Source organism: Sphingomonas anseongensis (assembly GCF_023516495.1).
Taxonomy (GTDB): domain Bacteria; phylum Pseudomonadota; class Alphaproteobacteria; order Sphingomonadales; family Sphingomonadaceae; genus Sphingomicrobium; species Sphingomicrobium anseongensis.
In genome coordinates this window covers 555,214-576,450 of record NZ_JAMGBC010000001.1, presented here as the reverse complement: position 1 = coordinate 576,450, position 21,237 = coordinate 555,214, and the positions used below count along the sequence as shown (strand labels likewise).

Annotated in this window: 18 protein-coding genes and 1 pseudogene; 13 read left to right on the top strand and 6 right to left on the bottom strand. The window is 64.4% G+C overall.

Features of this window, described 5'->3' with window-relative positions; all coding sequences use genetic code 11:
* Positions 1-585, bottom strand: coding sequence for a nitroreductase family protein (locus LZ519_RS02895; protein ID WP_249867228.1), 585 nt, complete (start codon positions 583-585; stop codon positions 1-3).
* A gap of 125 nt (positions 586-710) precedes the next feature.
* Between LZ519_RS02895 and LZ519_RS02890 the strand changes: the two genes are divergently transcribed.
* The 8 genes and pseudogenes from LZ519_RS02890 to folP all read left to right on the top strand — a co-directional run bounded on the left by LZ519_RS02890 (position 711) and on the right by folP (position 10,879).
* On the top strand, positions 711-2,324 hold the full coding sequence (locus tag LZ519_RS02890; RefSeq protein WP_431358078.1) for a peptide MFS transporter: 1,614 nt from the start codon (positions 711-713) through the stop codon (positions 2,322-2,324).
* Positions 2,325-2,346: 22 nt separating this feature from the next.
* Positions 2,347-3,747 (top strand): amidohydrolase, encoded by a 1,401-nt coding sequence (locus LZ519_RS02885; protein WP_249867227.1) that lies wholly within the window; start codon positions 2,347-2,349, stop codon positions 3,745-3,747.
* A complete protein-coding gene (locus LZ519_RS02880; protein ID WP_249867226.1) occupies positions 3,744-5,132 on the top strand; it encodes an amidohydrolase family protein in 1,389 nt (462 codons plus the stop codon). The genes LZ519_RS02885 and LZ519_RS02880 overlap by 4 nt, the downstream gene beginning before the upstream one ends.
* 41 nt (positions 5,133-5,173) lie before the next feature.
* A complete protein-coding gene (gene glmM / locus LZ519_RS02875; RefSeq protein ID WP_249867225.1) occupies positions 5,174-6,508 on the top strand; it encodes a phosphoglucosamine mutase in 1,335 nt (444 codons plus the stop codon).
* 85 nt (positions 6,509-6,593) lie between these two features.
* Positions 6,594-7,763 (top strand): bifunctional hydroxymethylpyrimidine kinase/phosphomethylpyrimidine kinase, encoded by a 1,170-nt coding sequence (gene thiD, locus LZ519_RS02870; RefSeq protein ID WP_249867224.1) that lies wholly within the window; start codon positions 6,594-6,596, stop codon positions 7,761-7,763.
* A gap of 77 nt (positions 7,764-7,840) precedes the next feature.
* Positions 7,841-8,422 (top strand): annotated as a pseudogene (gene rnhB / locus LZ519_RS02865) (ribonuclease HII); the annotation flags it as partial.
* A 245-nt stretch (positions 8,423-8,667) separates the two neighbouring features.
* On the top strand, positions 8,668-9,801 hold the full coding sequence (locus LZ519_RS02860; protein ID WP_283937277.1) for a site-specific DNA-methyltransferase: 1,134 nt from the start codon (positions 8,668-8,670) through the stop codon (positions 9,799-9,801).
* A gap of 7 nt (positions 9,802-9,808) precedes the next feature.
* The gene (gene folP / locus LZ519_RS02855) at positions 9,809-10,879 is read left to right on the top strand and encodes a dihydropteroate synthase (protein WP_249867223.1); all 1,071 of its coding nucleotides are present in this window, start codon (positions 9,809-9,811) and stop codon (positions 10,877-10,879) included.
* On the opposite strand, the gene LZ519_RS02850 is transcribed toward folP, so the two are convergent.
* On the bottom strand, positions 10,876-12,315 hold the full coding sequence (locus LZ519_RS02850; RefSeq protein WP_249867222.1) for a sigma-54-dependent transcriptional regulator: 1,440 nt from the start codon (positions 12,313-12,315) through the stop codon (positions 10,876-10,878). The genes folP and LZ519_RS02850 overlap by 4 nt on opposite strands.
* A gap of 121 nt (positions 12,316-12,436) precedes the next feature.
* On the opposite strand from LZ519_RS02850, the gene LZ519_RS02845 reads away from it, so the two are divergent.
* From LZ519_RS02845 to LZ519_RS02835, 3 genes are read left to right on the top strand one after another with little or no spacing between them, the layout of a single operon-like run.
* On the top strand, positions 12,437-12,589 hold the full coding sequence (locus LZ519_RS02845; protein WP_249867221.1) for a hypothetical protein: 153 nt from the start codon (positions 12,437-12,439) through the stop codon (positions 12,587-12,589).
* A 13-nt stretch (positions 12,590-12,602) separates the two neighbouring features.
* Positions 12,603-13,733 carry an NAD(P) transhydrogenase subunit alpha gene (locus LZ519_RS02840; protein WP_249867220.1) on the top strand — a complete coding sequence of 377 codons (1,131 nt, stop codon included), beginning with the start codon at positions 12,603-12,605 and terminating at the stop codon, positions 13,731-13,733.
* Positions 13,734-13,741: 8 nt separating this feature from the next.
* Positions 13,742-14,857: an NAD(P)/FAD-dependent oxidoreductase gene (locus LZ519_RS02835; RefSeq protein WP_249867219.1), complete on the top strand. Its 1,116-nt coding sequence runs from the start codon at positions 13,742-13,744 to the stop codon at positions 14,855-14,857.
* Here LZ519_RS02835 and LZ519_RS02830 read toward each other — a convergent pair.
* The 3 genes from LZ519_RS02830 to LZ519_RS02820 form a co-directional block, all read right to left on the bottom strand.
* Positions 14,822-15,304, bottom strand: coding sequence for a YbaK/EbsC family protein (locus LZ519_RS02830; RefSeq protein WP_249867218.1), 483 nt, complete (start codon positions 15,302-15,304; stop codon positions 14,822-14,824). The two genes, LZ519_RS02835 and LZ519_RS02830, sit on opposite strands and share 36 nt — an antisense overlap.
* Positions 15,301-15,729, bottom strand: coding sequence for a secondary thiamine-phosphate synthase enzyme YjbQ (locus tag LZ519_RS02825; protein ID WP_249868842.1), 429 nt, complete (start codon positions 15,727-15,729; stop codon positions 15,301-15,303). Before LZ519_RS02825 ends, LZ519_RS02830 begins: the two co-directional genes overlap by 4 nt.
* A 326-nt stretch (positions 15,730-16,055) precedes the next feature.
* On the bottom strand, positions 16,056-18,356 hold the full coding sequence (locus LZ519_RS02820) for an EAL domain-containing protein (protein ID WP_249867217.1): 2,301 nt from the start codon (positions 18,354-18,356) through the stop codon (positions 16,056-16,058).
* 111 nt (positions 18,357-18,467) lie between these two features.
* Between LZ519_RS02820 and LZ519_RS02815 the strand changes: the two genes are divergently transcribed.
* On the top strand, positions 18,468-18,758 hold the full coding sequence (locus tag LZ519_RS02815; RefSeq protein ID WP_249867216.1) for an NAD(P) transhydrogenase subunit alpha part 2: 291 nt from the start codon (positions 18,468-18,470) through the stop codon (positions 18,756-18,758).
* On the top strand, positions 18,751-20,262 hold the full coding sequence (locus tag LZ519_RS02810) for an NAD(P)(+) transhydrogenase (Re/Si-specific) subunit beta (protein WP_249867215.1): 1,512 nt from the start codon (positions 18,751-18,753) through the stop codon (positions 20,260-20,262). The genes LZ519_RS02815 and LZ519_RS02810 overlap by 8 nt, the downstream gene beginning before the upstream one ends.
* Here the strand turns inward: LZ519_RS02810 and ctlX are convergent.
* The gene (ctlX, locus tag LZ519_RS02805) at positions 20,259-21,176 is read right to left on the bottom strand and encodes a citrulline utilization hydrolase CtlX (RefSeq protein ID WP_249867214.1); all 918 of its coding nucleotides are present in this window, start codon (positions 21,174-21,176) and stop codon (positions 20,259-20,261) included. The genes LZ519_RS02810 and ctlX overlap by 4 nt on opposite strands.
* Positions 21,177-21,237 lie beyond the last annotated feature (61 nt).

Here is a 21,237-nt window from a genome sequence, read left to right as displayed (position 1 = left end):
CTATGATTTCGGCGACCAATCGCTGACGACCTCGTCGAGTGGCGGCCTGGGCCTTTCCTCGAGATCCACTGCGCACCGGCCGATGAAAATGAAGCCGGCGATCCGCTCGCCCGGCCGGCACAGCGCGGCGGTGACCCGCGGCGAGTAAGCTCGCCACCCGGTGACCCACCCGGCGACATAGCCAAGCGCGTGCGCCGCCAGGAGCAGGTTCATCCCGGCAGCGCCGCACGATAGCTCCTGCTCCCACACGGGGATCTTGTGGCCGCGAACGGGGCTCGAGACGAGAACGACGAGCGAGCCTTCGTAGCGGGAGAACTCCTCTTCCTTCTTCTGATGGGCGGCGGTCGCATCCGGGTTTTCCTCGCTGAGCGCCTGCCTGAGCAGCGTCGCAAGCTCGTCGCGCTGGCCCTCGTGGATCACCACGAAACGCCAGGGGTGCAGCTTTCCGTGGTCGGGCGTTCGCGCCGCTATCGTCAGCATCTCGTCCAGTTGCTGCCTCGTCGGAGGATCCCCTCTTATGTCGCGCGGCTTGGCCGAGCGGCGGGTTCGAAGAAGCGAAAGAAGCGAGGAGCGGTCGTTGAGCATTTGGCCGTCCATCTAGGGCCGGGTCGGCTCTGCAACAATCGGCTTCACAACTGGTTTTTGCCCGTTAGGGTGCGGCGCCTTGATGCCCGCCGCTGCGGCGGCGCCGTCTCTGGAGGGAGAGAGCATTGGACGCCGAACACGTGATTCCGATCATTGCTGCCGCGTTCCTGGCGATCCTTCTGGGCGGCGGCGCGCTGGTCGCCGCAACCAAGAAATCGGAATTCCTGGGCCACCCGAAGGGCCTCTACATGCTCTTCTTCGCCGAGATGTGGGAGCGCTTCTCCTACTACGGCATGCGGGCGCTGCTCATTTTCTACCTGACGCAGCACTGGTTGTTCAGCGACGGCAAGTCGAACCTGATCTACGGCGCGTACACCAGCCTCGTATACATCACGCCGCTGCTCGGCGGCTATTTGGCTGACCGTTGGCTGGGCCAGCGCAGGGCCGTGCTGTTCGGCGCCGTGCTGCTGACGGCAGGTCACTTCCTGATGGCGTTGGAGGGTACCGGCGGGCAGAACGATCCGACGATCAATGCCTTTTGGCTGGCGCTCTCGCTAATCATCGTCGGCTCCGGATTCCTGAAGGCCAACATCTCGGTCATGGTCGGGCAGCTCTACCCGCTCACCGACGTTCGGCGGGACGGCGCCTACACCATCTTCTACATGGGCATTAACGTTGGCGCCGCGATCGGCACGATCATCGCGGGCTATCTCGGCCAGACCTACGGCTGGGGGTACGGTTTCGGTGCCGCTGGCGTCGGCATGCTGCTTGGTCTTGTCGTCTTCGTGCTCGGCAGGTCGGCGCTTCGCGGTGCCGGCGAAGCTCCGGCGCCGTTGGCCCGCAACACCGAGTGGCTGCTTTATGGCGCGGGGATCGTCGGTGTCGCGGTGATCTGGGGCCTCGTCCAGTATCAGGATGTCATCCAGACCCTCCTCATCATCTCGGGCGTCCTGTTGCTCGGCTACGTCCTCTACGAAGCATTCAAGCTCGAGCGTCACGCGCGGGATCGGATCTTCGCGATCCTCTTCCTGATCGCGCTGAACCCGCTTTTCTGGGGCCTGTTCGAACAGGCAGGCGGTTCGCTCAACCTCTACACGGACCGCTATGTCGAGCGCGGCGGGGTGCCGGCGTCGATCTTCCAATCGATCAATCCCATTTACATCATCCTCCTCGCGCCGATGTTCGCGATGCTTTGGACCTGGCTCGGCAGGCGCGGCATGGAGCCGTCGGCGCCGGCGAAGTTCGGCCTCGCGCTGCTTCAGGTGGGCGCCGGTTTCTTGGTGTTCGTGCTAGGCGCCGCCACGGCCGACGTCACTCCGGTCATCTTCGTCTTTCTGATCTACCTGCTGCACACCACCGGCGAGCTTTGCCTGTCCCCTGTGGGATTGAGTGCGATGAACCGCCTCGCGCCCAAGTTCATGGCCAGCCTGATCATGGGCGCCTGGTTCTACATGACTGCTGTCGGCAATTTCGTAGCTGGCAAGATCGGAGAGGCAACCGGCGGCGAATCGGGTGAAATGACGAAGGGCGCGACGCTGTCCATCTACAGCACGATCGGCTGGGTCGCCGTCGGCATGGGCGTCCTCGTGCTGGTAATCTCTCCGCTCGTGAAGAAGCTGATGCATCTCGATACGCTTCGCGATGACGAAGAGCTGGCGGGCTACAAGGAACTCGGCGAGAAACAGGCGCCGGGATTGTTTCCTGACCGTGAAACGAAGCCGGGGCCGCAGGAAACTTGATCGAATCGCTGAGCGGGGTCGCATGTCTGTTCGACTGATATGGGGAGCGGCTGCTGCCGCACTGGCGCTCTCCGGCTGCGCGGCTCTGGAGCCGCCCAAGAAAAATGCGCCGGCGATCCACGTCAACGAGGATCCGTTCCCGTCGACCTATGTCGCCTATCCAGGCGTTCCGACGGCGATCCGCAACGCGACGATCTTCGACGGCGAAGGCGGGCAGATAAACAACGGGACGGTGGTCCTAGCGGACGGCGTTGTTCAGGCGGTCGGCGGGCCGGAGCTTCCGATTCCCGCTGGAGCTTTGGTGATCGACGGCACCGGAAAGTTCGTCACGCCCGGGATCATCGACGTCCACAGCCACCTTGGCGACTATCCATCGCCGGGGGTCGAGTCGCAATCGGATGGCAACGAGGCGACGTCGCCGGTTCGCCCCGAAGTCTGGGCCGAGCATAGCGTCTGGCCGCACGATCCGGGCTTCTCGCGGGCGCTGATCAACGGCGGAGTGACCACTCTGCAGATCCTCCCCGGGTCGGCGAACCTTTTCGGCGGCCGATCAGTGACGTTGAAGAATGTGCCCGCGCGCACGGCGCAGGGAATGAAGTTCCCGGGAGCGCCGTACGGGCTGAAGATGGCGTGTGGCGAGAACCCGAAGCGGGTCTACGGGTCAAAGGGGCAGATGCCGCAGACCCGCATGGGCAACATCGCCCTTGCGCGCGAGACCTGGATCAAGGCGCAGGCTTACAAGCGCAAGTGGGATGAATATTACAAGAACGGCGGCGACATGCCGGAGCGGGACCTGGCGATGGACACGCTCAAGGGCGTGCTCGAGGGCAAGATCCTGGTCCACAACCACTGCTATCGCGCCGACGAGATGGCCAACATGATCGATATGTCGAAGGAGTTCGGCTATCACATCACCGCGTTCCACCACGCGGTCGAGGCCTACAAAGTCGCCGACCTTCTTCGCGACAACAACATCTGCGGAGTGATGTGGGCCGACTGGTACGGCTTCAAGATGGAAGCCTATGACGCGATCAAGGAGAACATCCCGCTGGTCCACAATGCGGGCGCCTGTGCAATCGTCCACTCCGACGACCCCAATTACATTCAGCGGCTGAACCAGGAGGCGGCAAAGGCGCTCGCCGACGGACAGCGCGTTGGCATTCCGAACCTGTCGGAGGCGGTCGCCTGGCAATGGCTCGCGTCGAACCCGGCGAAAGCGTTGGGAATCTTCGATAGGACCGGAAGCCTGAAACCCGGCAAGATGGCGGACGTCGTGCTTTGGAATGACGATCCGTTCAGCGTCTATGCCCGCCCGGAGCGTGTCTGGATCGACGGCGCCGAGATGTACGACGCCAACGATCCCAAGAAGCGCCCGGTGAGCGACTTCGAGCTCGGCCAGCCCGGCGAAGGGGACGTGAAATGATCCGCGCAATGCTGGCGGCGCTCCTCGTGACCGTCGCTGCGCCCGCAGCTGCCGAGACGATCGCGATCATAAACGGCACAGTCGCCATCGGAAACGGCTCCGGCCCCGTGGAAGGCGCAACAGTCGTAGTACGCGACGGGCGGATCGTCGCTGCGGAGCAGGGGGTCAGGGTTCCGGCCGACGCGCGTGTGATCGACGCGTCGGGCAAGTGGGTGACTCCCGGCATCGTCGCGGGCTTCTCCCGCCTCGGCCTCGCCGACGTCGACCTTGGTGCCGGTGGCGCCGACGATACGAGCGCCCGCAACGGCCCTTTCAGCGCCGCGATCGACGTCGTTCCGGCAATCAATCCCAACTATCAACCGATCGCCGTAAATCGCGCCGACGGAGTCACCCGTGCGCTGGTTGCTCCGTCGAGCGCCAAGAGCATCTTCGCAGGCCAGGGCGCAGTGATCGACACCGGCGCCGACATGGACCCGATCACCAAGGCTAGAGCCTTCCAGTTCGTGGAGCTTGGCGAGACTGGAGCCAATGACGCTGGCGGTTCGCGGGCTTCGGCGCATCTACTGTTCCGAAACGCACTACGCGAAGCGCGCGAGCTTGCCCGCTATTCGCCGCCGGTCTCGTCGGGGCGATCGACGCAGCCGGACGCGCGCGAGCAGCCGACGGTACGCAACCCGAACGAATCCCGGCTCTACGGCGCGGATGCGCGGCGCAGCGAGGACGTGCTCCTGACGCGGTTCGACGCAGCGGCGCTGGTGCCGGTTCTCCAGGGCCGCCAGCACCTGCTGGTCCATGTCGAGCGTGCGAGCGACATTCTCCAGGTGATCGACCTTGGGCGCGAGTTTCCGGCGCTTCGGATCGTCATCGTCGGGGCGAGCGAAGGATGGATGGTCGCGCCCGAGATCGCGCGATCGGGAATTCCCGTCATCGCCTCCGCGCTCAACGACCTTCCCGCGAGCTTCGAGCAGATTGCTTCGACCCAGTCGAACATCGGCCGGATGCAGGCAGCGGGCGTGAAAGTGTCGATGGGGATGATCGACGACAACGATAGCAGGCAGGAGTTCAACGAGCGCCAATATGCCGGCAATCTCGTCGCACTGACCAAGGTGCCCGGTGCGACCGGAGTGAGCTGGGGAGAGGCGCTTCGCCTCATCACCTCGGCGCCGGCGGAAGCCATCGGGCTCGGACACGACATCGGAAGCCTGCAAGCCGGACGCCGCGCCGACGTCGTGATCTGGTCCGGCGACCCGCTCGATCCGAGGAGCGCGGCCGAGCAGGTGCTGATCGACGGCGTGCAGCAGCCGCTTCAGACCCACCAGACGCGGCTTCTCGACCGCTACCGCTTCCTTCCGCGCCGCGACCTTCCGGAGGCGTATCGCCACTAAGTCGCTTTGGCCGTGGCTCAATTGAGGGTTATGAGGCGCACATGACGCGTAAGTTCTTCGGCACGGATGGAATCCGGGGCCTCACCAACAGCGAGCCGCTGACCCCGCAAACTGCGCTTATCGTCGGGCAGGCGGCGGGTGCCCATTTTCTTCGCGGCGACCACCGCCACCGGGTGGTGATAGGCAAGGACACGCGCCTGTCGGGCTACATGATGGAATCGGCGCTCGTCGCCGGGTTCACCAGCGTGGGGATGGACGTGGTCCTCCTGGGACCGATGCCGACCCCGGCCGTGGCGATGCTGACGACTTCCATGCGCGCCGACCTCGGCGTGATGATCTCGGCTTCGCACAACCCCTTCTGCGATAACGGGATCAAGCTGTTCGGACCGGACGGCTACAAGCTCAGCGACGAAGCCGAGCAGGCGATCGAGGCGAGGATCGAGGATAATCCGAAGCTTGCGAAGCCGGAGATGATCGGACGCGCCAAGCGGATCGACGACGCTCGCGGGCGCTACGTCCACCATGCCAAGTCGACGTTTCCCGAGAGGCTCCGGCTCGACGGGCTCAAGGTGGTTCTCGATTGCGCCAACGGCGCCGCCTATCACGTGGCTCCGGAGGCATTGTGGGAGCTCGGAGCGGAGGTGATCCCGATCGGAGTCTCGCCGGACGGGCTCAACATCAACGCTTCGTGCGGATCGACCCATCCTCAGCACCTGCAGGAAACCGTGGTCGCCAGCGGCGCCGATATCGGCCTGGCTCTGGACGGCGACGCCGACCGTCTGGTCGTGGTCGACGAGAAGGGCAATCTCGTTGACGGCGACCAGATGATGGCCCTGATTGCGCTCGACCGGCGCAAGCGCGACCAGCTGAAAGGGGCGGTGGTCGCCACGGTGATGTCCAACCTCGGGTTGGAGCGGCGCCTCGGCGAGACCGGCATTGCAATGGTTCGAACCCAGGTCGGCGACCGCTACGTCCTCGAGGAAATGCGACGGAGCGGCTGCAACGTCGGCGGCGAGCAATCGGGCCACATCATCCTTGCGGATTATTCGACCACCGGCGACGGCTTGGTCGCCGCTCTCCAGGTGCTTGCGGCTCTCGTCGACAGCGGCAAGGCAGCAAGCGAGGTGCTCAGGCAGTTCGAGCCGCTTCCGCAGCTGCTCAAGAACGTTCGCTTCAACGGCGGCGCACCGCTGGAGAACGAGACCGTGAAGAAGCGAATCGCGGAGGCGGAACGCGAACTGGAAGGCCGCGGACGCCTGCTGATCCGCAAGTCCGGCACCGAGCCTTTGATCCGTGTGATGGCCGAAGGCGAAGATCAGGCATTGGTGGAGCGGGTCGTGGACGAAATCTGCGAGGCCGTCCAAGCGGCGGCGTGAACGCTTTATTCGCATTTCTGGGTGCAGAAGCGGCCCTGTGCACATGGATAACTTCGCCCCAAGGAGCGGGTCGAAGGCGAGTAGCGTGACGCCGACGGCGCGAATCCTGATCATCGCTGGCTCCGATTCTGGGGGCGGGGCGGGGATTCAGGCTGACCTGAAGACGGTTACCATGCTCGGCGGTCACGGGATGACCGCAATCACCGCGATCACCGCTCAGAATACGCTGGGAGTGGATGCAGTTCACCCGGTCCCGGCCGAGATGATCATCGCCCAGATCGATTCGGTCATCGGCGACATTGGCGTCGATGCGGTAAAAGTCGGCCTGGTGCCCGGAGCATTCGCCGCAGAAGCGATCGCCAACCGCCTGGAAAGACTGGAGAACATCCCGATCGTTTTCGATCCGGTGATGGTCGCTACGAGCGGGGCCCAGCTTGCGGACGATTCTACCGTCGCTGCGTTCGGAAAGCTGATGGACGTGGCGACCCTCGTCACGCCCAACCTTCCCGAGTTGAGCCGCCTGACAAGCGAGGAAGACCCGGTCGCCGCCGCGCTCCACCTCGTGGGCCGTCACGGCTGCGCGGTGCTGATCAAGGGCGGGCACGAGGAGGGCGACGCGCTTGCCGACGCGTTGATCGAAACGGACAATATGACGAGCTGGCAAGGCCAGCGGATCGACACGAGGAATACCCACGGGACGGGCTGCACGCTCGCAAGCGCGATCACCTGCTTCCTCGGCCAAGGCGACAACCTCAATTCGGCGGTGGAGCGGGCGCGGACGTTCGTTCGAATCGCACTCCAGGATTCGCCGGAGCTAGGCCAGGGGGCGGGGCCGCTTGGCCAGGGGCGGGTGCGCCTCGACGTTGGGGAAGGACTGCGGCTGAACCAAGTGACCGTAACCGGCACCAACTACCGCAAGTCGGTGGAATTCTACCGGACCCTGGGCCTGAGGCAGATCGTCGACAGCCCGGAGAACGGCTACGCGCGATTCGAGACTGCCGGCGGGGCAACCTTGTCGGTTCAAATCGACCCTGAAGAAGCGATTTCCGCGACCACCGCGGTCTATCTGGAATGCGACGATCTCGACGAGCGGACCGAGCAGCTGGCCCGCAACGGCCTGGTGTTCGAGCACGGTCCGCGCAATCAGCCGTGGATGTGGCGCGAGGCGCGGCTCCGCGACCCGTCCGGCAACATCATCTTCCTCTACAAGGCCGGAGAAGCCCGCCGCTTCCCACCGTGGCGAGTCGACGAATAAGGATCTTCGACTTTTCCACAGCATAGGCCGGCGAACCTCTGGACGCCTGCCGTTCGGGCGGTTCACAAAGCGACTCGATGCCGCGCCGGTGCTCGTTCAAGCTCGAACTTGACTTCCCCCAGCCGCTCGCCGGTGTGGACGAGGCCGGTTGCGCGCCCCTTGCGGGGCCAGTGGTCGCCGCGGCGGTCATCCTGAATCGCGACAATTTTCCTCGCGGGATCGACGATTCGAAGAATTTGCCCATCGAGAAGCGCGAATCGATCTACGCTCGGCTGGTCAAATGCTCCGCCTGGGGTGTGGGCATAGCCAGCGTGGAGGAAATCGACACGATCAACATCTATTGGGCGCGGATGCTGGCGATGACCCGGGCCGTCGAAGCGCTGGGTGTCGAGCCGGCTTGGGTCCTTGTCGACGGCAATGCCACTCCGCGCTGGCAGCGGCCGTCCAAGGCCATCGTCGAAGGTGACGCCAAGTGCCGCTCAATCGCGGCGGCATCGATCATCGCAAAGGTCACGCGCGACCGGATGATGGCCGAATGGGCGGAGCAATATCCGGGCTACGGTTGGGAAACCAATCGCGGCTACGGGACCCCGCATCATTATCGAGCCCTTCATGCGCTGGGGCTCACTCCGCTCCACCGGAGAAGCTTCGGACCGGTGAGGGCGATCGAGCGCGGCGAGGCACCGACCGAGCTCGAGATCATCGAAATGCCGGCCAGCGAGTCCTTTGAGTCACACACACCAGCAGTTGAGTCCGCGCCCGATCAGGCGACTCAATATATTGTGGTGGAGCCCCGCTCCGCCGCATAGCGATTGAGGCTCGCGGCCACCCGTTAACCTCTGCGCAGTTGACCGCGAGTCCGCCCTGACTCACCTTCCGTTCCTCACCAGGGGGCGTGTGTCAGATGAACCTGCTTGCTCGAGTTCCAGAGCCGAAAACGCGAGCCCGCCGGCCGGTCGCGGCGAAGCGCGAGTTGCCACTCGACATGATCCTTATCGGTGACTGCATCGCCCAGATGGCGCGGCTTCCCGACAAGTGCGTCGACATGATCTTCGCCGACCCGCCGTACAACCTCCAGCTCGGCGGCGACCTTTTCCGTCCGGAAGGCGGTCGGGTCGATGCGGTGGACGACGATTGGGACAAGTTCGACAGCCTCACCGTCTACGACGACTTCACCCGCGAGTGGCTTCACGAGGCGCGCCGCATCCTGAAGGATGACGGTACGATCTGGGTGATTGGAAGCTATCACAACATCTACCGCGTCGGCGCCCTTCTGCAGGACGCTGAATTCTGGATCTTGAACGACATCGTCTGGCGCAAGTCGAACCCGATGCCGAACTTCCGCGGAACCCGGTTCACCAACGCGCACGAGACTTTGATCTGGTGCGCCAAGGACGAAAAGGCGCGCTACACTTTCAATTATCAGGCGATGAAGGCGCTGAACGACGACCTGCAGATGCGGTCGGACTGGGTGCTTCCGATCTGCAGCGGAGCGGAGCGGGTGAAGGGCGCGGACGGGGCCAAGGCCCATCCGACGCAAAAGCCCGAGGCCCTACTCTACCGAATCCTCCTCGCCTGCACGAAGCCCGGCGACGTGGTCCTCGACCCCTTCTTCGGGACTGGAACGACGGGCGCGGTCGCCCGGCGGCTTGGCCGCCACTGGATCGGGATCGAGCGCGAGCGAACCTATGTGAAGGTCGCGCTGGAGCGGATCGAGTCGACGCTTCCGCTCGACGAGAGCGCGATGGCGACGATGGCCGACCGAAGGGCCGCACCGCGCGTGGCCTTTGGCGTCCTTGTGGAGGGCGGCTTGTGCCCGCCTGGCAGCGTGCTCACAGATTCGAGGCGTCGCTACTCCGCACGTGTCCGCGCCGACGGGTCAGTCGAATCGGGTGCACACAGCGGATCGATCCACAAGGTCGGAGCAGCGCTGCAGGGCGCGCCTTCGTGCAACGGCTGGACCTTCTGGCACGTGGAGGAGGGCGGTTCGCTCCAACCGATCGACAGCTTGCGGCAGCGCCACCTCTCCGCGCTATAGCGGAGCGATGCGAACACTCATCCGCCCGACTGCCTTCGTCGATTCACCGTTCGGCCATGACGGCCAGGTGGCGCGCCTCGCCGGCGGCCTCAACTGGTTCGCCGGGGTCGAGCTGCTGGAAATTGATGGGAACCGACGCTCCTCGACCAACCTCCTTTCTATTGAAGAACTTCAGTCACAGCTTGACGATGATTTATCAACACAATGGGAGCGGCTCACGAACCCAAGAGCGCCGCTGAGCCTGGGCGATCGAACCATCCGCCTCGACCAGCCGCAGGTGATGGGAATCGTCAACGCGACACCAGACAGCTTCTCGGACGGCGGGCAGTTCGCGGATGCAGGCGACGCTGCGGCCGCCGGAGCGCGAATGAGCGAGGCCGGGGCAGCGATCATCGACGTCGGCGGCGAATCCACGCGACCGGGCGCGCAGTCGGTCTGGGAGCGCGACGAGATCGAACGAATTGATCCGGTGATCCGCCAGCTCGCCTCGGGCGGTGTCGCGGTCTCGATCGACACGCGCAAGGCTGACGTCATGACAGCAGCCGTCGCCGCCGGAGCGCGGATGATCAACGATGTGTCGGCCCTGACCTATGACGAGCGATCTGCGAAGACCGCCGCCGCGGCTGGCGTTCCGGTCGTCCTCATGCACCACCAGGGCGCTCCGGAGACGATGCAGCAGAACCCGCGCTACGATGACGTGGTCGTCGAGGTCTATCTGTGGCTCGAGGAGCGGATCGCCGCAGCCGAGGCTTCCGGAGTCGATCGCTCGAAGATCCTGGTCGATATCGGCTTCGGGTTCGGCAAGACCGTGGCTCACAACCTCGAGCTGATGAACCACCTCGCGCTCTATCATTCGCTAGGTTGTCCGCTCGTCATCGGAGCGAGCCGGAAGCGGAGCATCGGCGCCCTGTCGAACGAAGCGCCGCCTGGGGAACGTCTGGGAGGAAGCCTGGCGCTTGCGCTGAAGGCGGCGGAGCAGGGGGCCCAGATCGTTCGGGCGCACGACGTTGCCGAAACCGTCCAGGCGCTCAAGATCTGGCGCGGCCTTCGCGACCAGGCGCTGACACCCCGCGCCTAGGCGGCGCTGGTGTCGATGCCGATTTCGCCCAGCTTCCGGTAGAGCGTCGACCGGCCGATCCCGAGGCGCTTGGCGACCTCGGTCATCCGGCCGCGATAATGTCCGATCGCAAGGCGAATCAGGTCTGCCTCGATCTCGTCGAGCGGGCGAATGTGGCCGTCGCCGTCGAAGACGGTGATCGCGCCCATGCCGTTGACCGCAGCGTCGCTGGACTGTTGGCTGAGGTTCGGCGTCGCGTCGGTCGAGCGGCCGGTGAATCGCGACTGGGTGGAGATGTGCGGGAAATCCTCGACCGAGAGGGAGGCCGAGCTGCACTCCAGCCCCGCGCGCAGCAGCACGCTCGCCAGTTGGCGGACGTTCCCCGGCCAGCCGTAGCGCATGAGCACCGTCAGTGCTTCATTGTCGATCGTGAGCGGCTTGATCAGCCTTTGCTCAGCAAAACGGGTGAGTAGGTGCCGTGCCAGCGCCGGAACGTCGCTGCTTCGCTGCCTGAGGGGCGGAAGCAGAACGACCGTGCCCTCGAGTCGTTCGCGAAGTTTCGGATCGAAGCTATCGTCCAGAGGGCGGCTGCTGGTTGCGATCAGGCGCACGTCGACGGAATGGCTGCCGTTGCAGCCGACGGGGCGCACTTCGCCGGTGGCGAGCGTGCGGTCCAGCGCGTCCTGCGTCGAAGGGGTCAGCGCGGTAACGTCGTCGAGGAGCAGCGTTCCGCCATCGGCGTCGACCATCTTGCCGCTCTTGGCGGAGAACGCGCCCGGGAAGGCTCCGGCTTCATGGCCGAACAGCTCGCTGTCGATGATGTTCGACGCCACGCTCTTGCAGTCGAGCGTCACCAGCGGCGAGCGTGAGCGGAGGCTCGCGGAATGGATTGCGCGGGCGAAGGTTTCCTTCCCGGTGCCGGGCTCGCCCACAATCAGGATCGGCAGGCGGTTGCGGGCTGCTTTCGCTGCGACCGCGAGCGATGAGCGGAATTCAGGCGTCGCGCCGATGAGCTGGTCGAGCGAGAGGGGGTGGGCGAGCTTCTCGGCAATCGGCATGAGCTCGCCGGCTGGCCGGCGGCGGTCGGCTGCGGATGCAAGGGCTTCGAGCAGGCGTTCGGGGGCGACCGGCCGCCCGAGAAAGTCGGTGGCTCCGGAGCGGATCGCCTCGATCGCGAGCGGCAGCGCCTCTTCGTCGGCGAGAAGGAGAACCGGAAGCTGCGCGTGGCAGGAGCGGAGGGCGTCGATGATTGCACCCGTTCCGTCCGGGTCCCAATTGCCCAGAACGGCGACTCTGACCTCGGGGCCGTAAGGGCCACGAAGGATGGCCACGGCTGTCTCCAACCCGTCCGCGCCGATGACGGTCCAGCCCGCGCGCGAGGCGATCGCAGAGATCCGGCGGCGCTCTGCAGCGTCGGCGTCAACCAGGAGCAGCGATCGGATCGGCTGATTGGGCATGCTTACACCTCGAGGATCGGTGTAGCCGCAAGCGGTAAAGGCGGGCTTAAAGCGCCGATTGGCTCTTGGGGGAGCGGGAGCGGCTTGTTATGCACGCCGCCACGAAACAATGGGGACATCAATGGCGCATGACGAAGAACCCATCCTGACCAATCCTCCGACGCAGGAGGTAGGCAGGCACGTCGATGATTATTCGCGGTTCACGGCGCTCCTGAAATGGGGGGCAATCGTGTGCCTGATCGTCGCGTTCATCGTTCTCCTGATCATCGGCTAGATCGCCGCCGGACGTGAAGATTGCGGTCCTCAAGGAGACGGCGCCCGGCGAGACGCGCTGCTCGGCCATTCCGGAGACGGTGAAGAAATTCACCGCGCTCGGGGCCGAGATGGCGGTCGAGAAGGGAGCTGGGCTTTCAGCCGGCATCTCCGACGAGGACTTCAAGGAAGCGGGCGCGAAGATCGGGACACGCAAGGACGTGCTCAAGGGCGCCGGCGCGATCCTGTGCGTCAGTGGACCCGAACCCGAAACGCTGAAGGACGCAGGGAGGGGCGCGCTTCTGGTGGGAGAGCTTGACCCTCTTCGGCGCAAGGTGGCAGTCGAGGGTTATGCCAAGGCCGGCCTTGTCGCCTTGGCGATGGAATGGATGCCGCGCATTACTCGCGCCCAGTCGATGGATGTCCTCTCGTCCCAGTCGAATCTCGCGGGCTACAAGGCAGTTCTGGAGGCCGCGGCCGCATTCGGCCGGGCCTTCCCGATGATGATGACCGCGGCGGGCACGATCAGCCCGGCGAAGGTGTTCGTAATGGGCGTCGGCGTCGCAGGCCTACAGGCGATCGCCACCGCCAAGCGCCTAGGGGCGCAGGTGAGCGCCACGGACGTCCGTTCGGCGACCAAGGAGCAGATTCAGTCGCTCGGGGCCAAGCCGATCTTCGTCGAGAATGTCGCGGGCATCGAAGGCGAGGGGAAGGGCGGCTATGCGACGGAGATGTCGCCCGAATATCAGAAGGCGCAAGCCGAGCTGGTGTCCGGTCACATCGCCAAGCAGGACATCGTCATCACCACCGCACTCATCCCCGGGCGGCCGGCACCCCGCCTGATCAGCGATGCTCAGCTGGCGACGATGCGCAGGGGCAGTGTAATCGTAGACCTTGCTGCCGAAGCGGGTGGCAATGTCGAGGGAACCGAGGCCGGTAAAACCGTCGAGAAGCACGGGGTCTCGATCATCGGCGCGCCGAATCTGGCGCGAACGCTAGCGGCGGACTCGTCCGCACTCTTCGCCCGAAACTTATACAATTTTCTCAGCGCCTTTTGGGACAAAGAGAAGAGCGAACCTGAACTTCCAGACGACGACGAAATCGTTCAGGCGATCCGCCTGACGCGCGGCGGCAAGGTTGTGAACGAAAGGTTGGCTTCCTCCTGAACAGCGACGTGCTGATCATCGGCGGCGGAGTCGCTGGCCTGTCGGCGGCGGCAATGCTCTCGCCCCACGTTTCGGTCACCGTGCTCGAAGGCGAGGAATCGATCGGCTACCATTCATCCGGCCGAAGCGCGACGATGCTCCACTATGCGCTCGGAAATTCGCTGGTTCGAGCGCTGACCCTGACAAGCCGCCGGTTCTTCGATGAGCCGCCCGAAGGCTTCAGTGACGTGCCGCTGGGCCGGCAGATGCCGGTTTTTGTGCATGCGCGAGTGGATGAACTTGCGGCGCTGGACGAGTTGGACAGAGCTATCGCCGCGTTTGCGAAGGTCGAACGGGTTGGCGAAGACGAAATCCTGCAGGTCTGCCCGGTGCTGAAGGTGGGCGAGGGCGGTGCAGTGTCGGCGATCGTCGACCGGAACGGGCTTCGGCTCGATCCGCACGCCTTGCTGCAGGGCTATGCGAAGACTCTGCGCACCAGCGGCGGACAGCTCGTCACCTCGGCTCGTGCCGCTCAAATCAAGCGCTCCGGAGGGGCGTGGACGGTCGTCAGCGAGCGGGGAGACAGTTTCTCGGCGCCGATTCTGGTCGACGCCGCCGGCTCCTGGGCCGACAAGGTGGCCGAGCTGGCCGGCGTCCGCCCCCTCGGGGTCGAGCCGAAGCGGCGAACGATCATCACTTTCGACGCGCCTGAAGGTTCGGACCTATCCTCATGGCCGTTCGCAAAGACGGTAGGCGAAGAGCTCTACTTTGCTCCGGAATCAGGACGATTGTTCGCTTCGCCGATGGACGAGGTCGCCAGCGATCCCTGCGACGCGCAGCCGGACGATTACGAAGTCGCGCTCGCAGCGCACCGCGTGGAGGAACGGACGACGATGAAGGTCAGGCGGATCGTCCATAAATGGGCTGGGTTGCGGACCTTCGCGCCCGACCGGAAACCTGTAGCCGGCTTTGCTCCAGACGCCGACGGGTTCTTCTGGCTTGCCGGACAGGGCGGCTTCGGGCTGCAGACCTCGCCGATGATGGGCGCCGCGGTCGCCTCGATCATCGCTGGCACGCCCTGGCCTGTCGAAGGGGTGCTTCCGGACGAGCTATCCCCCGGCAGGTTGCTCCGGCAGCCGGCATAGGTCCACCCAGCGTTCCCCCACCAGCTCGAACAGGCGGTCGGTCTTCACCTTCACCGATGTGTTGAGCGAGCCGCCTGCGGGAAAGACGGTGTCGAAGGCGCGAAGCGAGACGTCGAGATAGACGGGGAGGGCGATCTTCAGCCCGAACGGGCAGACCCCGCCAACCGGATGGCCCGTCAGCTCGAGAGTCTCCTCCGAACCAAGCATCCTCGGCCTCGCGCCGAACTCGTCCTTGGACTTGCGATTGTCGAGGCGCGCGTCTCCGCGGGCGACCACGAGGAAGGTGTGGTTGCCGGCCCTCACCGCGAGCGTTTTCGCGATTCGCCCCGGCTCAACACCCAAGGCCTCCGCCGCGGTTGCGACCGTCGCAGTCGTGGATTCCACCTCGATCACCGGCAGGTCGGGTGCGTGCTCGGCCAGCCATGCCCGCACCGACTCGAGGCTCATTCGCCTTCTCCGATCAGGTGAAGCGCAATTCTCCGGTCGGGCGGCGATTGGCGGTGCTCGAACAGGAAAATGCCTTGCCAGGTGCCGAGCGCCATTGCGCCGGCTTGCACCGGGATCGTCAGCTCAGTCTGGGTGAGAGCGCTTCGGATATGGGCCGGCATGTCGTCCGGCCCTTCGTCATTATGCGTGTAGAGGGCTGGGTCTTCGGGCGCGATTCGCTCGAAGAACCGTTCCAGATCGTGGCGGGCGGCCTGCGCCGTATTCTCCTGGATGACGAGCGATGCGGAGGTGTGAGCGCAGAAGAGGGTTAAAAGCCCGTCCGCGATTCGCTGCGAGTCGAGCCAGCCTGAAACCTTCTCCGTGATATCGAAAAGGCCGGGTGTGGGAGCCCGCACGCGGAGGCTTCCAAGGGCCTGGGTAAGCATCGCAGCGGACTTCACCACAAAATCGCGCAAATCTTCAACACAAACGAAAAGCGCCTGCAAATGCAGGCGCTTCCCTATTTCGCAATTGAACTAGGGTCGGCTTAGCCGTTCGACCCGCCGTTGGTCTGTCCGCCGCCAAGCAACCAAGTCCAGAAGCTCCAGCGAGCAGGCAAATTCTTGTTCATGTCTTCACCCCGGTTTTTCAAACTGCGATTCGGCAGCTTCGAGAACATTAACCTTAAGGAATAAGGTTAGCAACTCGTTAACCAAAGTCAGACCGTGAGCCTTCCCGGGGCGGGACACGTCGTTACTGGATCAGATTGAGGCTAGGCGACCTTGGAGCGGCGCTCGGAAGCGAGCCGGCGGCGCAAGCTTTCAAGGCTCATCGGCCTGCCGGTGATATAGCCCTGGGCGATGTCGCACTCGAGCTCGGCGAGAAGCTCGAGAGCCTCTCGAGTCTCGACGCCTTCGGCGACGACCTGCCGGCCGAGCGAATGGGCGAGGGCGATGGTAGAGCTGACCATCAGCTTTTCGCTTCGATTGTCGACCATGCCCTTGATGAAGCTCTGGTCGATCTTGATCTCGCTCGCCGGGATTTTCTTCAGATATTCGAGCGTCGACAAACCGGTCCCGTAATCGTCGATCGAGATGTTAAGCCCGAGCTCGCGGAGCTGGGTGAGCATCTCGAGCGCCTCGCCGCTGCCGGCAAGAGCCGCCGTTTCCGTTAGTTCGAGCGTCAGGTGCCTGGGATCAAGGCCGTGCCGCTCCAGCAGGATTGCGATTCGGCCGACCAGCGCCTTGTCGCTGAGAAGGCGACCCGACAGGTTGACCGACATGTCGAAGTGGTGGTCGCCCTTGTTGAGCGTCGCGGCGGCGGAGATCGCACCGTCGAGCATGAAGGCGGTCAGCTTGCCGATTCGATCGTTCTGCTCGGCGGCCGCGATGAACTCCGCCGCGGCGATGGGGCCCTTTTCAGGGTGGGTCCAGCGAGCCAGCGCTTCGGCCCCGACGATCTTGCGCGTCTTGAGGTCGACCTTCGGCTGATAGGCAGCCCACACCTCGCCGCGGTCGACAGCATCATCCAGCTGGCTGAGCATCGACAGCTTCCACGATGCATCCTGCAATGAATCTGGGTCGTGGTACTTCCATTTCAGCCCGTCGTGTGCGGCCTGCTCGGCGGCAAGAAGCGCGCTTCCAAGACGGTTAGCGATAGACCGCCCGCTGCCGATCTCGACGCCGAAGCTGATCGACAGGTCGATCGCCATGCCATTGACCCGGACCGGCGTGCGGAAGAGGGCATGCAGCGCTTCGAGGTGGTGCCCAAACGGTTTCCCCGGCTCGTCGAACCACGCGAAGATCCCATCATCGCCCTGGTAGAAGGTCCGGTCGCGAGCGCCGACCGACAGGCGCGAGACGATCTGTTCGACGAGCTGGCGCTCGGACGATGTCGGAAGGGTCGCAGCGATTTCCGCATAGTTGAGGATGCGAGCGACGATCAGCGCCTTGTCGCGGGTACCGCGGGCCGACTTCAGCGCGGTCAGGTTCGGAAGGCCGGAAACCGGGTCGATCAGGCCGCGCTTCCTGAACCGTCCCCGCAGCAGCAGGGCGCTGGTCGCCGCAAGGACGAGCAAAGCCGGAGTTACGTCGACGAAGATCAGCCGCGCCTCCAGGGCCGCCGGTCCCACCAGCGTGGCGATGGCGGCGATGCCCATCAACAGCAATTTGTGCTGGTCGACACGGCGGAACAGAACGAACGCGGCGGAGGCGATGCTCGCCAGCAGGAGGGGCAACCACCCGAGGTCGATCGGCCTTCCGGCCTTGAGCGTTTCCGCGCCGAGCGCATGGATGAAGACGCCGCCCATCTGTCCGACGCCGGGAACGAAGTACATGTCCCCGCCGGCGTCAGTGGTCGTGCCCACGATCACGTCCTTGCCGCGCACCACCTCGGCAGGGAACCTGGAGGCGAGCACCGCTCCGGCGGAAACGGATGGGATGGACTGCGGATCGACGGAATAGTCGACCGTGAACGAACGCGTCGGCGGCCCGGCGCGGTCAGACAGCAAAGCGGAGAATGACGGCAGCGGCGCCTTCGATGTGCTGGTAGCGTAGGGAAGCTGCCAGACAGCATTCTGGTAATTGTAGAACCAATTGATGCTTCCGAGATGAGCATGGCTCGCGAATGCGGGCAGCGGCAGCTCCTCTGACTCGCCCTCGAAATTGGTACGCGAAGGGCCGCGAACGGCAAGCGTTACGCGTCCCGACCGGGTCAGGGATTCGGTGAACATCCTGTCATCGGTTGGGTCGGTCGCGCCGTAGAACTTCACGTCGAAGAATATCCGCTTGGCTCCGGCGCGGGTGAGCTCGTCGGTCAATTTGGCGTAATAGCGGCGCGGCCAGGGCGGTACGCGGCCGACGAAGCGGTTCGACGCATCGTCCATCTTCACGACGACGATGTCGCCGCTCGCCTTGTGCCAGTGGAGGCTGTTTCGTCCGGTGCGAAGGACGTCCTCGCCGATTTCGCCAAGGCCAAGGGCGCCGAAGATCAGCCCCGCAATGGCGATCCAAAGCAGGGTCCGCCAGGGCTTTGGCGCCGTCCGGTCGAGGTCACGTGTGTGCACGTCACGCACATGCGCGCATAAAGGTTAGGAAATCGGAAACTCTAAACCGGTGAACGGCGGAAACTGCGGGCTGAATCTTGCCTCTGTCCTAGCGCGCCGAACTTGTGCAATGTCCCGCCGATGGACTTCATCTCGATCCTGTCGATCTTCGTCCTGGCCTGCTTTGTCGGCTATTACGTGGTCTGGTCGGTGACGCCGGCGCTTCACACCCCGCTGATGAGCGTCACCAACGCCATTTCCTCGGTAATCGTCGTCGGAGCGCTGATCGCAGCCGCGGCGGCGGGAAGCGCCTCGTCGAAATGGCTCGGCCTCCTCGCGGTCGCGCTTGCCAGCGTGAACATCTTCGGCGGCTTTGCGGTCACCGCCCGGATGCTAGCCATGTACAAGAAGAAGGAGCGCAAGGATGCATGAGGCGGCGGCGACGCCCGCCTGGGTCCTTCTCGCTTACCTGATCTCCGGAGTCTGCTTCATCCTGGCTTTGCGAGGGCTTTCGAACCCGGAGAGCAGCCGCCGCGGCAACCGCGCCGGAATGATCGGAATGGCGATTGCGGTCGTGACGACGCTGCTCATCCATCCTCCAGTGAGCACCATTTATTCCGACTTGCTGCCACGGCCTGGCGAAGCGCCCAGGATTTGGCACCAGGAACTGGACCTGACGACATTGCTCGAGATCCTGGGCGCGATGGTGATCGGCGGCGGCATCGGCCTCGTCACGGCTCGTAAGATCCAGATGACGGCGATGCCGCAGCTGGTCGCGGCATTTCACAGCCTCGTCGGAATGGCGGCAGTACTCGTGGGCGCGGCGGCATTCCTCAATCCGGAAGCGTTCGGAATCGCCATCCGGATCACGCCCATTGCGACGCCGTCCTTCATGAGCATCTATCCCGTCAGCCGGATCGAGATGGGCCTCGGCGTCGCGATCGGCGCGATCACCTTCTCCGGCTCCGTGATCGCCTTCCTGAAGCTCAACGGAAACATGAGCGGCAAGCCGATCCTTTTGCCCCTCCGGCACGTGATCAACCTTGCGACCCTCGCCGCCATCCTGCTTCTGATCGCTTACTTCACGCAGAACCAGGACCCCTGGGTCTTCTTCACCATCATGGGGCTCAGCTTCGCGATCGGCTTCCTGCTGATCATCCCCATCGGCGGGGCCGACATGCCGGTCGTGATCTCGATGCTGAACAGCTATTCGGGCTGGGCCGCAGCGGCGATGGGATTCACCCTCCACAACAGCGCGATGATCATCACTGGGGCGCTGGTGGGAAGCTCGGGCGCGATCCTAAGCTACATCATGTGCCGGGCGATGAACCGAAGCTTCATCTCGGTGATCGCGGGAGGCTTCGGCACCGATTCCGGTGGGGGAGGGGACGCAGCGGCGATCGACCGGCCGTGGAAGCGCGGATCCGCGGAGGATGCCGCCTTCCTGATGAAGCAGGCCGACCAGGTCATCATCGTTCCCGGCTACGGAATGGCCGTCAGCCAGGCGCAGCACGCGCTCAAGGAGATGGCGGACAAGCTCAAGGAAGAGGGCGTCCGGGTAAAATATGCAATCCACCCGGTTGCTGGACGGATGCCGGGCCACATGAACGTGCTGCTGGCCGAGGCCAACGTGCCATACGACGAAGTCTTCGAGCTCGAGGACATCAACAGCGAGTTCGCTCAGACGGATGTCGCTTTCGTGATCGGCGCCAATGATGTCACCAATCCAGCTGCCAAGACCGACAGGAGCTCGCCGATCTACGGAATGCCCGTTCTCGACGTGGAGAAGGCGCGGACCGTGCTGTTCGTGAAGAGATCGATGGGCGGCGTCGGCTATGCGGGCGTCGACAACGAACTCTTCTATCGCGACAGCACAATGATGCTGCTGTCCGACGCGAAGAAGATGGTCGAGGAAATCGTAAAATCCCTCGGCTAGTGCCGGGGCAGGTGAACTTCCGCGATCATGCAGCGGACGCTCCCGCCGCCGACCGCCTCGATCGTTGGGATGTCCACCGCCAGCAGCTCGCCGAAGCGCTCCAGCGCGCGAAGCTGGTCCGGTCGTAGGTTGGACCGCGCTTTCTCCGACATGGCGATTAGCGGGCCTCGCTTGCCCTTTAGCTCGAGCAGGTTGCAGCCGAAGCGGCGAAGCTGGGCGAAGCTTAGCTCGACGATCTTCCTGCCGCTCTCCTGGATCTCCGCCACCAGCGGCGCGCGCTGTTCCGGCGCGACGGCTTCGAGGCAGAGGACTGCGAAGCGCGTCCCGAGGCTCAGCAGCACGTTGGTGTGATAGATCGGGCGCCCCCCCGGATCGCGAGCGTCGAAGGCGAAGGTGGAATAACCCAGCTGCCGGTCGAAGTCGGCGATCGCCTCAGCAGACGTTCGCGGGCCGAGGCTTGCGTAAGAGCGGCGGCGGGGGCGGTCGAGGACGAGGCTTCCCGTGCCTTCCAGGAATTGCCGCTGCTCCTCGTGCAGAGAGAGATCGATGACCTGGCTCACGCGGAACCCGGCGTTATCGACGAGCGCCCTGACCTCCTCGACTCGCCTTTCGAGCCGTCGGGGTGGGGTGGCCATCGGATACAACACCATCGTCCCGTCTGCGTGGAACGATACCCAGTTATTCGGGAACACCGCGTCGGGCTTCGCCGGCTCGGCGCTGTCTTCGAGCACCAGCACTTCGACACCGCCAGCGGACAGTTTCGTCGCAAGCCGGTCGAACTCTGCCTGTGCCCGCCTTTCACCGCCGGCCTCACGCGCGTCGTGGGCGAAGACGTTCGACTTCGCGGCTTCGGCATTGAAGCCGAACGCGGCTGGTCGAACCAAAAGCACTGCGCCGGTCGATTGCTCTTCCATCACAGTGCTTTCCTCTGCCTGAAAAGTGACGTCAATCGACGCACAGTTTTCGCCTCTCAGG